Here is an 11,338-nt window from a genome sequence, read left to right as displayed (position 1 = left end):
CTTCCTTTGTTTGAACATTCCTCGGCCAGCGAGAAGGTATTGATGCCGCTGCCGTAAGGCATTACGCGCAGCCCCGAAGCGACGGTGCGCGCGATCATTTCACTCATGCCCCGGGAAAGTCCCCCAGAGGGATGTTCGCCTTCAGCATTCCGACCAAGCATAGCGCCCAGCTAGAATCATTCGACAAATTGATGCCAAGTATCTTTTACAGCAAGTCTTTTATCAACAACTCAGCCACCTGCACCGCATTGAGCGCCGCGCCCTTGCGCACGTTATCTGACGTCAGCCACATATTTAGTTCCGCCGGATCGTCGATCCCACCGCGCACACGACCAACGTAGACCACATCCTGCCCCACCGCATCGCCCACCGCCGTCGGGTAATCGCCCGCATCCACCAGCTCGATACCGGGTGCCGCTTCCAACGCCGCGTTGACCTTGGCCAGGTCGATGGGACTGGCAGACTGCACAGTCACGCTAAAGCTATCGCCAAAAAACACCGGGGCTTGAATGCAAGTTACGGAAATCTTTAACAAAGGTTGATTCAGCACCTGGCGCAACTCGCGGACCAGGCGCTTTTCCAGCTGCGTATGGCCCTGCTCGTCCGGGATGCCGACCTGGGCCAGCAGGTTGAACGCCATCTGCCGATCAAAGAATTTCGGCTCCAGCGGACGGGCGTTGAGCAGCTCGGCGGTCTGGCGCGCCAATTCGCTCACGGCCACGCGGCCCTGGGCCGACACAGCGAGGCTGGCGGTCAGGCTGATGCGCTGCAAGTCCAGGCATTCGCGCAGCGGCGCCAGCACGACCGCCAAGGCCGTGGCCGAGGCGCTGGGGCTACCGACCTGCAACGGCTTGCTCAAACCGGCGAGCACCTGGGCGTTGGCTTCCGGCACGATCTGCGGCGCCTGTTCGGGCGGCAAGGCGCCGGACAGGTCAATCAGCGCACAACCGGCCGCCGTGGCCCGCGGGGCGGAACTCAGGGTCACCGCCGGGCCGGCGGCGAAGAACACCAGTTGGACTTTGCTGAAATCGAACTCGTCGACTTCGCGCACCCGCACGTTTTTGCCGCGGAACATCACCGAGCTGCCTGCCGATTCGCTGCTGGCCAGCAGGTGCAGGTTGCCGACCGGGAAGTCCCGCTCTTCGAGAATCTGGACGAGGGTTTCGCCGACAGTACCGGTGGCGCCGATCACGGCAATATCAAAGGACTGGCTCATGGGTCTACCTCAGGTAAAACGTGGGGAGCGGCACTTTACCGGGTGGTGGGTATGCAGGCAATTGGCCGGAGGCTTTGCAGTGCCTGGGCTGGCCTCATCGCGAGCAAGCTCGCTCCCACATGGGGTCTTCAGTGGCCACAAAACCTGTGGGAGCGAGCTTGCTCGCGATGAGGCCAGCCCTGACACACAACCGCCCCCCAATAAAAAACCCGCACCTCTCACAAGGCACGGGTTCTTTCACAGCAGCAATCGATCAACGCTCGAGCAGGATCCGCAGCATGCGACGCAGCGGTTCGGCCGCGCCCCACAGCAGTTGGTCGCCGACGGTGAAGGCGCCGACGAATTGCGAACCCATGTTGAGCTTGCGCAAACGACCCACCGGTACGTTCAGGGTGCCGGTGACCTTGGTCGGGCTCAGCTCCTGCATGCTGATTTCGCGGTTGTTCGGCACCAGCTTGACCCAAGGGTTGTGCTGGCTGATCAACCCTTCGATGTCGGCGATCGGCACGTCTTTGTTCAGCTTGATGGTCAGCGCCTGGCTGTGGCAGCGCATGGCGCCGATGCGCACGCAGATACCGTCCACCGGGATCGGGCTCTTGAAGCGACCCAGGATCTTGTTGGTTTCGGCCTGGGCCTTCCACTCTTCACGGCTCTGGCCGTTAGGCAGTTCCTTGTCGATCCAAGGGATCAGGCTGCCAGCCAGCGGTACGCCGAAGTTCTCGGTTGGGTAGGCATCGCTGCGCATCGCCTCGGCGACCTTGCGGTCGATGTCCAGGATGGCGCTGGCCGGGTTGGCCAGGTCATCGGCGACGGCGGCATGGGTGGCGCCCATCTGCTTGATCAGCTCACGCATGTTCTGCGCGCCGGCACCGGACGCTGCCTGGTAGGTCATGGCGCTCATCCACTCCACCAGACCGGCTTCGAACAGGCCGCCCAGACCCATCAGCATCAGGCTGACGGTGCAGTTGCCGCCGATGTAGTTCTTGGTGCCCGCGTCCAGCTGCTGGTCGATGACCTTGCGGTTCACCGGGTCGAGGACGATCACCGCGTCGTCCTGCATGCGCAGGCTGGAAGCGGCGTCGATCCAGTAACCCTGCCAGCCGGCTTCACGCAGCTTGGGGAAGACTTCGCTGGTGTAGTCGCCGCCCTGGCAGGTCAGGATCACGTCGAGCGTCTTGAGCTCTTCGATGCTGTAGGCATCCTTGAGCGCACCGGTGTCCTTGCCCACGGACGGGCCCTGGCCACCGACATTGGAAGTGGTGAAAAACACCGGCTCAATGAGATCGAAATCCTGCTCTTCCAGCATTCGCTGCATGAGCACGGAACCGACCATGCCGCGCCAACCGATCAGACCTACACGTTTCATCGCAACTACACCTATACAAAAGTGGGCCACCGTCGAAGCGGTGGGCCCGAAAGATTACAGATTCCGCAGCGCGGCGACTACTGCATCGCCCATTTGCTGCGTACCGACTTTGGTACAACCTTGCGACCAGATATCACCAGTGCGCAAGCCCTGGTCCAAGACCACGCTGACGGCTTTTTCGATCGCGTCGGCGGCATCGTTCAAGTTGAAGCTGTAGCGCAGCATCATCGACACCGACAGGATGGTCGCCAACGGGTTGGCAATGCCCTGCCCGGCGATGTCCGGCGCCGAACCGTGGCACGGCTCGTACATACCCTTGTTGTTGGCGTCCAGGGAGGCCGACGGCAGCATGCCGATGGAACCGGTGAGCATCGACGCTTCGTCGGACAGGATGTCGCCGAACATGTTGTCGGTGACGATCACGTCGAACTGCTTCGGCGCACGCACCAGTTGCATGGCGGCGTTGTCGACGTACATGTGGCTCAGCTCGATGTCCGGGTAATCCTTGGCCACCTGCTCGACCACTTCACGCCACAGTTGGCTGGAAGCCAGTACGTTGGCCTTGTCCACCGAGCACAGTTTCTTGCCACGCACGCGAGCCATGTCGAAGCCAACCCGGGCGATACGGCGGATTTCGCTTTCGCTGTACGGCAGGGTGTCGTAGGCCTGGCGCTCGCCATTATCCAGCTGACGGGTGCCACGCGGGGCGCCGAAGTAGATGCCGCCGGTCAGCTCGCGAACGATGAGGATATCCAGGCCAGCAACGATTTCCGGCTTCAGGCTCGATGCATCGGCCAGTTGCGGGTAAAGAATCGCCGGACGCAGGTTGCCGAACAGGCCCAGTTGCGCGCGGATCTTCAGCAGGCCACGCTCAGGACGGATGTCACGTTCGATCTTGTCCCATTTCGGGCCGCCCACGGCGCCCAGCAGCACGGCATCGGCTGCACGGGCACGGTCCAGGGTTTCATCGGCCAGGGGCACGCCGTGCTTGTCGATGGCTGCGCCGCCGATCACGTCGTGGCTGAGTTCGAAGCCCAGGCCGTACTTGTCGTTCGCCAGCTCCAGGACCTTGACCGCTTCGGCCATGATTTCCGGGCCAATGCCATCACCTGGGAGAATCAGAATCTGCTTGCTCATGCTTTCCTCGTTTGCTCTGTCGGCACACGCCTGGGCTTTGTACCCAACGCCTGGCCGGGAAAAATGCTATCGCTCGGCCCACAGCACCAGTACATCTGTACTGAACGAACCATCGGCCTCAATTTCAAAATATTCACGCACTTCGTCACCCATCGAGCGCTGCAGCTGGAGAATCGCCGCCCGCATCACCTCGGGGGTGCGCATGCGCTCGACCCAGGAACGATATTCCAGGCGCAGGCGTTGGCGCGAGGTGCTGCGGGTGTGCAACCCCGCTTCGCTGACCTGGCGCAACCACTCGCCGGCAGAATAATCGCGCACGTGGCTAGTGTCGCGCAGCACTTCGACGCTTTGCAGGTACGTGTCCAGCAACGGCATGCCAGGCGACAGGACGTCGATGAACGCCACCACCCCGCCCGGCTTGAGCACCCGGCGCACTTCTCGCAACGCCAGGCCCAGGTCGCTCCAATGATGCGCCGAATAGCGGCTGAACACGAAGTCGAACTCAGCGTCGGCGAACGGCAGGCGCTCAGCGGCGCCGCATACCGTGCTGATATTGCCCAGGCCACGCTCGGCAGCCGCCGTGGCGACCACGTCGAGCATCTGCTGGGACAAATCATAAGCCACCACTTCACCGGCCAGCGGCGCCACGTGGAAACTCACATGGCCGGCGCCGCACCCCAGGTCCAGCACCCGGGCATCGCCACGACCGGCCAATGCAGCCTGTAGCAGCGCGAATTCAGCGCCCTGGGCGTGCACGGCACTGCTCAGATAGGCCGAGGCCTGTTCACCGAATTGCTTTTGTACAACCTGACTGTGGGCGGTGCTGGTCATGGGGACTTCCTTTTGGTGTTGTGTTGCCTGGGCGGGCCTCATCGCGAGCAAGCTCGCTCCCACAGGGAATTTTTGGCGTTCACAAAACACCTGTGGGAGCGAGCTTGCTCGCGATAGGGCCGGTACTGCCTACATCAATCCATCAAGCATCGCGAAACAACCAAGGCTGGCTCGCCCGGTGCTTGGCCTCGAACGCGGCAATCGCCTCGCCGTCCTGCAAGGTCAGGCCGATGTCATCCAGGCCATTGAGCAGGCAATGCTTGCGGAACGCGTCGATCTCGAAACCCAGTACCTTGCCGTCAGGACGGGTCACGGTCTGGGCGGCCAGGTCGATCTGCAGTTGATAGCCGGGGTTGGCCTCGACCTGCTGGAACAGCTCATCCACGTCAGCATCGCTGAGGATGATCGGCAGCAAGCCGTTCTTGAAGCTGTTGTTGAAGAAGATGTCGGCATAGCTCGGCGCGATGATGCTGCGGAAACCGTACTCTTCCAGGGCCCATGGCGCGTGCTCGCGGCTCGAGCCGCAGCCGAAGTTCTCACGGGCCAGCAACACGCTGGCGCCCTGGTAACGCTCGGCGTTGAGCACGAAATCCTTGTTCAACGGCCGCTTGGAGTTGTCCTGGTACGGCTGGCCGACATCCAGGTAGCGCCACTCGTCGAACAGGTTCGGGCCGAAGCCGGTGCGCTTGATGGACTTCAGGAACTGCTTGGGAATGATCTGGTCGGTGTCGACGTTGGCACGATCCAAAGGCGCGACAAGACCGGTGTGCTGGGTAAAAGCTTTCATGCTGCGCTCCTTCAGATCAATTCGCGGACATCGACGAAACGGCCGTTGACAGCCGCCGCCGCGGCCATGGCCGGGCTCACCAGGTGCGTACGGCCACCGGCGCCCTGACGGCCTTCGAAGTTACGGTTGGAGGTGGAGGCGCAATGCTCGCCCGACTCCAAGCGGTCCGGGTTCATCGCCAGGCACATCGAGCACCCCGGCTCACGCCATTCGAAACCGGCTTCGAGGAAAATCTTGTCCAGCCCTTCCGCTTCCGCCTGGGCCTTCACCAGGCCCGAGCCCGGCACCACGATGGCCTGCTTGATGGTCGAAGCAACCTTGCGACCCTTGGCGATCACTGCCGCAGCGCGCAGGTCTTCGATCCGCGAGTTGGTGCAGGAACCGATGAACACGCGGTCGAGCTGAATATCGGTGATCGCCTGGTTGGCGCTCAAGCCCATGTATTTCAAGGCGCGGACGATGGAGTCGCGCTTGACCAGGTCCATTTCCTTGGCCGGATCCGGTACGTTCTGGTCCACCGCCAACACCATCTCAGGCGAAGTGCCCCAGCTGACTTGCGGCTTGATCTGCGTGGCGTCGAGCTCGACCACGGTGTCGAACTTGGCATCGGCATCCGACACCAGGTCTTTCCAGGCCTCGACCGCCATGTCCCATTCCGCGCCTTTTGGCGAGAACGGACGACCCTTGACGTATTCCACGGTTTTTTCATCAGCGGCCACCAGGCCAACGCGGGCACCGGCCTCGATGGACATGTTGCAGATGGTCATGCGGCCTTCGACGGACAAGTCGCGGATCGCGCTGCCGGCGAACTCGATGGCATGGCCGTTACCGCCGGCGGTGCCGATCTTGCCGATCACCGCCAGGACGATGTCCTTGGCGGTCACACCGAACGGCAACTTGCCCTCGACGCGCACCAGCATGTTTTTCATTTTCTTGGCGACCAGGCATTGGGTGGCGAGCACATGCTCCACCTCGGAGGTGCCGATGCCATGGGCCAGGGCCCCGAAAGCACCGTGGGTCGAGGTGTGCGAATCGCCGCAGACCACGGTCATGCCAGGCAAGGTCGCGCCCTGCTCCGGGCCGATGACGTGGACGATGCCTTGGCGCACGTCATTCATCTTGAATTCGACGATGCCGTATTCGTCACAGTTATCGTCGAGGGTCTGGACCTGCAAGCGCGAGACCTGGTCGGCAATGGCTTCGATGCCGCCCTTGCGCTCCGGGGTGGTCGGTACGTTGTGGTCCGGGGTCGCGATGTTGGCATCGATGCGCCAAGGCTTGCGCCCGGCCAGGCGCAGGCCTTCGAAGGCTTGCGGCGAAGTCACTTCGTGGATGATGTGACGATCGATGTAGATCAGCGCCGAGCCATCGTCGCGCTGCTTGACCAAATGCGAATCCCAGAGCTTGTCGTAGAGCGTTTTGCCGGCCATCAGACGGTTCCTCATCAGCTTGTTTCTATGCCCCGGGCCTTGAACGAATCAATAACCCCTTGGCTTGTGAGGCTGATCCTATGGGGTTACATTAAATAACTCAAATTCATATTTTTCATACTTTGCATAACCAACTGGAATTCGACCGGAACCGCCATGGACCTCGCCAACCTCAATGCCTTTATAGCCATCGCCGAGACGGGCAGTTTCTCCGGCGCCGGCGAACGCCTGCACCTGACCCAGCCGGCTATCAGCAAGCGCATTGCCGGCCTCGAGCAACAACTCAAGGTACGCCTGTTCGACCGCCTTGGCCGTGAAGTGGGCCTGACCGAGGCCGGCCGGGCCCTGTTGCCACGGGCCTATCAGATCCTCAACGTGCTGGACGACACCCGCCGCGCCCTGACCAACCTGAGCGGCGAAGTGACCGGGCGTCTGACGCTCGCCACCAGCCACCACATCGGCCTGCACCGCCTGCCACCGTTATTGCGGGAATTCACCCGACGCTACCCCCAGGTGGCGCTGGATATCCAGTTCCTGGATTCGGAAGTGGCCTACGAAGAAATCCTCCATGGCCGGGCGGAACTGGCCGTCATCACCCTCGCCCCCGAACCCCACACGCTGGTACGGGCCACGCCGGTGTGGGACGACCCCCTGGATTTCGTGGTCGCCCCGGAACACGCATTGCTGGAAAACGGTGCGGTCAGCCTGGCGGACATTGCCTTGCATCCGGCGGTTTTCCCGGGGGGCAACACGTTTACCCATCACATCGTGCGACGGCTGTTCGAAGCCCAGGGCCTGATGCCGAACATCGCCATGAGCACGAATTACCTGGAAACCATAAAAATGATGGTCTCCATCGGCCTGGCCTGGAGCGTCTTGCCGCGCACCATGCTCGACGAACAGGTGGCGCGCATTCCTTTGCCGGGCATACAACTCAGTCGCCAGCTAGGCTATATCTTGCACACCGAACGGACGCTGTCGAACGCCGCACGGGCTTTCATGGCCTTACTGGACGCACAAATCGATTTGCCAGGGACAAGGGCATAGGTTGTGCCGCGCCTGTAGGGCCTGAAGCCTGTGCTTAACGCCCAACCCCGCTCAAGGCTCGCGAGATAATGCCCAAACCCGCTGACCACCTCCCGCCCATGCCACGCATCCAGGCGCTCGACCCGAAACGGTCCGAGCAGAGCTGGGACAGCGCGCCGCAGTTGCTGGCCGCCCTGAACGGTGCGCGGCTGGGGGCCTGGTCGTGGGACATCGAGACTGGGAAGATCAGTTGGTCCCGAGGCACCCAGGCCCTGTTCGGCTTCGATCCGCGCCAGCCATTGCCAGCGGATGTGGATTACCTGGACCTGTTGCTACCCGAAGACCGAGCCAAGGCCCTGCGTGCCTTTCATGCGGCAGTGGCCGGGGCGCCGCTGGAACAGGCCATGCACCACCGCATCGTCTGGCCCGATGGCAGCCTGCACTGGCTGGAGATCAGCGGCAGCGTGCTGCCCGACAAGCACGGTCGCCCGCGCATGATCGGGGTGATCCGTGAAATCACCCATCAGCGCGAGCGGGAACAGGCGCTGCGCAGCTCGGAAAAACGCTTTGCCACGCTGTTTCACCTGAGCCCGAACATGGTGCTGTTGACCCGCCAGGAAGACGGGATGATCAGCGAGGCCAACCAGTATTTCGAAAGCCTGTTCGGCTGGCCGCTGCACGATGTGATTGGCCGCACCACCCTGGAACTGGGCTTGTGGGTCGACCCCGGGCAACGGGTAAAACTGCTGGAGGCCATCAAGGCCAGGGGCGAACTGGCTAGCATGGAGGTGGAGCTGCGGGCCAGCAACGGCCAGATCCACACCGGCCTGCTCAGCGCGCAGAAAGTCGAACTGGAGGGCCAGCCCTACCTGTTGAGCACCTTCCTCGACACCACCGAGCACAAACTCGCCGAACAGGCCCTCAAGGACAGCCAGGAACGCCTGGACCTGGCCCTCGACTCCGCGCAACTGGGCACCTGGGACTGGCACATTCCCAGCGGCATGCTCTACGGCTCGGCCCGGGCCGCGCAACTCCATGGCCTGGAGCCCAAGCCGTTCCACGAATCGTTCGATGCGTTTTTCGAAGGCGTCCCCACGGAAGAACGCAACAACATGCGCAATGCCTATCGCAGCCTGCGCGAAGGCCCGGCGGGCAACTATCAGTTGACCTACCGCGTGCAACTGCCGGACGGCAGCTCGCGCTACCTGGAAAGCCGCGCCCGCCTCTACCGCAACGACGACGGCAGCCCCTTGCGCATGGCCGGCACCTTGCTCGACATCACCGACCAGGTGGAGCGCGAGCAGAGCCTGGCCGCCTCGGAGGAGAAATTCGCCACGCTGTTCCAGGTCAGCCCCGACCCCATCTGCGTCACCCACCAGGACAGTGGCCGGTTCCTCGAGATCAACTCCAGTTTCACCCAGACCTTCGGCTGGACCGCCAGCGACGTGATTGGTCTCGACGCCGACGAAATCGGCCTCTGGGATGCCTCGGGCAGTAGCCTGCAACGCATCGAACGGGTGATCCGCGAACAATCGCTGAGCAATGTCGCCATCGTCGTTCACCATAAGAACGGCCAGCCATTGACCTGCGTGATTTCCAGCCGGCAGATCAACGTCGGCAACCAGCCCTGCATCGTCACGACCTTGCGCGACATCACCCAGCAACAACGCTCCGAAGCCGCCCTCAAGGCCAGTGAAGAGAAATTCGCCAAGGCGTTTCATTCCAGCCCCGACGCCATCACCATCACGGAACTCGAAAGCGGTCGTTACCTCGAGGTCAACGACGGCTTCTGCCGGTTGACCGGCTACCGCGCCGACGAAGTGATCGGGCACACCGTCTACGAAGTGGGGATCTGGGCCGAAGAAAAACAGCGGGCCGCCTTGCTGGCCGAGCTGCATCTCAAGGGCCGCGTAGTCCACCAGGAGATGCTCGGGCGCAATAAACGGGGGGAAATCCTTACGGTGGAGGTGTCAGTCGAGCCTATCACCCTCAATGAAACCGCATGCCTGCTGCTGACCGCCCGGGACGTGAGCCTGTTGCGCAATGCCGAAGCCCAGATCCGTCACCTGGCCTACCACGACCCATTGACCAACCTGCCCAACCGGGCCTTGCTGATGGACCGGCTGAGCCAGCAGATCGCCCTGCTCAAACGCCACAACCTGCGCGGCGCCCTGCTGTTTCTCGACCTGGACCACTTCAAGCACATCAACGACTCCCTCGGTCACCCGGTGGGCGACACCGTGCTGAAGATCATCACCGCGCGCCTGGAAGCCAGCGTGCGCCTGGAAGACACCGTCGCACGGCTGGGTGGCGATGAATTCGTGGTGCTGCTCAGCGGCCTGGAAGGCTCGCGCAACGAAGTCAGCAAGCAAGTGCGGACCCTGGCCGACACCCTGCGCGAACTGCTTTCGGAACCGATGTTTCTCGATGGCCAGCGACTGCAGGTCACGCCGAGCATCGGTATGGCGCTGATTCCCGACCACGGTTCCACGCCCACTGATTTGCTCAAGCGCGCCGACATTGCGCTGTACCGCGCCAAGGACTCGGGGCGCAATACCTCGCAGATGTTTCACACCACCATGCAAAAAGCCGCCAGCGAACGGCTGCGCATGGAGACCGACCTGCGCCTTGCCCTGGCCCGTGGCGAGTTCAGCGTGCATTTCCAGCCTCAGGTCGATGCCCGGGACAACCGCATCATCGGCGCCGAAGCCCTGGTGCGCTGGCATCACCCGGAGCTGGGCGCCCAGTCGCCCAACGAATTCATCAAAGTGCTGGAGGACAGCGGCCTGATCCTGGAAGTCGGGACCTGGATCCTCGATGAAGCCTGCGACGGCTTCAAGCAACTGATCGCCAAGGGCAAGATTGATCCCCAACAATTCAGCCTGTGCGTGAACATCAGCCCACGGCAATTTCGCCAGAGCGACTTCGTCGAACGCATCGAAAATAGCCTCGTCACTCACGGCCTGCCCTTCTCCCTGCTGAAACTGGAGATCACCGAAGGCATCGTGATCCAGAACCTGGAGGACACCATCGCCAAGATGCGCCGGCTCAAGAAACTGGGGGTGAGCTTTGCCATGGATGATTTCGGCACTGGCTATTCGTCGCTGACCTACCTCAAGCGCCTGCCGGTGGACACACTGAAAATCGACCAGTCGTTCGTGCGCGACGCCACCAGCGACCCCAACGACGCCGAAATCATCCGCGCCATCGTCGCCATGGCTCGTAGCCTCAACCTGATCATGATTGCCGAAGGCGTGGAGACCCTGGAGCAATTGCACTTCCTGCAGGGGCTTGGTTGTCATTTGTACCAGGGTTATTTGCATAGCCGGCCGTTGCCGCTGGAGGCGTTTGAGCGGTTGTTGCCATAACTTGGAACACGGGGCCTTTGTGGCGAGGAGGTTTTATGTGGGAGCAAAGCTTGCTCGCGACTGCAGGCGACCCGGTTTCTGAAGGACCGCATCGCTTTTATCGCGGGCAAACCTTGCTCCCACAACCCCCTTGCCACAATTAATCTTCCACTGATCTCCACAATGAAAAAGGGCGCC

The 11,338-nt window shown here is 62.2% G+C and carries 8 protein-coding genes; 2 read left to right on the top strand and 6 right to left on the bottom strand.

Annotation, left to right across the window (positions count from 1 at the left end):
- Positions 1-205: 205 nt before the first annotated feature.
- The 6 genes from KGA89_RS09320 to leuC all read right to left on the bottom strand — a co-directional run bounded on the left by KGA89_RS09320 (position 206) and on the right by leuC (position 6,767).
- Positions 206-1,216, bottom strand: a complete 1,011-nt coding sequence (locus tag KGA89_RS09320) for an aspartate-semialdehyde dehydrogenase (RefSeq protein ID WP_223471350.1) — start codon at positions 1,214-1,216, stop codon at positions 206-208.
- A gap of 253 nt (positions 1,217-1,469) precedes the next feature.
- A complete protein-coding gene (gene asd, locus KGA89_RS09315; protein WP_003203857.1) occupies positions 1,470-2,582 on the bottom strand; it encodes an aspartate-semialdehyde dehydrogenase in 1,113 nt (370 codons plus the stop codon).
- 54 nt (positions 2,583-2,636) lie between these two features.
- On the bottom strand, positions 2,637-3,719 hold the full coding sequence (gene leuB / locus KGA89_RS09310) for a 3-isopropylmalate dehydrogenase (protein WP_223471348.1): 1,083 nt from the start codon (positions 3,717-3,719) through the stop codon (positions 2,637-2,639).
- A 66-nt stretch (positions 3,720-3,785) separates the two neighbouring features.
- On the bottom strand, positions 3,786-4,550 hold the full coding sequence (locus tag KGA89_RS09305) for a class I SAM-dependent methyltransferase (protein ID WP_003203861.1): 765 nt from the start codon (positions 4,548-4,550) through the stop codon (positions 3,786-3,788).
- 142 nt (positions 4,551-4,692) lie between these two features.
- Complete coding sequence (gene leuD, locus KGA89_RS09300) at positions 4,693-5,337, bottom strand: 3-isopropylmalate dehydratase small subunit (RefSeq protein WP_003203864.1); 645 nt, start codon at positions 5,335-5,337, stop codon at positions 4,693-4,695.
- Positions 5,338-5,348: 11 nt separating this feature from the next.
- Positions 5,349-6,767 (bottom strand): 3-isopropylmalate dehydratase large subunit, encoded by a 1,419-nt coding sequence (gene leuC / locus KGA89_RS09295; RefSeq protein WP_003203866.1) that lies wholly within the window; start codon positions 6,765-6,767, stop codon positions 5,349-5,351.
- Positions 6,768-6,923: 156 nt separating this feature from the next.
- Between leuC and KGA89_RS09290 the strand changes: the two genes are divergently transcribed.
- Together KGA89_RS09290 and KGA89_RS09285 are read left to right on the top strand one after the other, a co-directional pair.
- On the top strand, positions 6,924-7,814 hold the full coding sequence (locus tag KGA89_RS09290) for a LysR family transcriptional regulator (RefSeq protein WP_223471346.1): 891 nt from the start codon (positions 6,924-6,926) through the stop codon (positions 7,812-7,814).
- 68 nt (positions 7,815-7,882) lie between these two features.
- Positions 7,883-11,161 carry a PAS domain S-box protein gene (locus KGA89_RS09285; RefSeq protein WP_223471344.1) on the top strand — a complete coding sequence of 1,093 codons (3,279 nt, stop codon included), beginning with the start codon at positions 7,883-7,885 and terminating at the stop codon, positions 11,159-11,161.
- Positions 11,162-11,338 lie beyond the last annotated feature (177 nt).

The sequence above is a fragment of the Pseudomonas sp. A-RE-22 genome (genome assembly GCF_019956035.1).
Taxonomy (GTDB): domain Bacteria; phylum Pseudomonadota; class Gammaproteobacteria; order Pseudomonadales; family Pseudomonadaceae; genus Aquipseudomonas; species Aquipseudomonas brassicacearum.
This window is presented reverse-complemented; position numbering and strand designations above follow the sequence as displayed.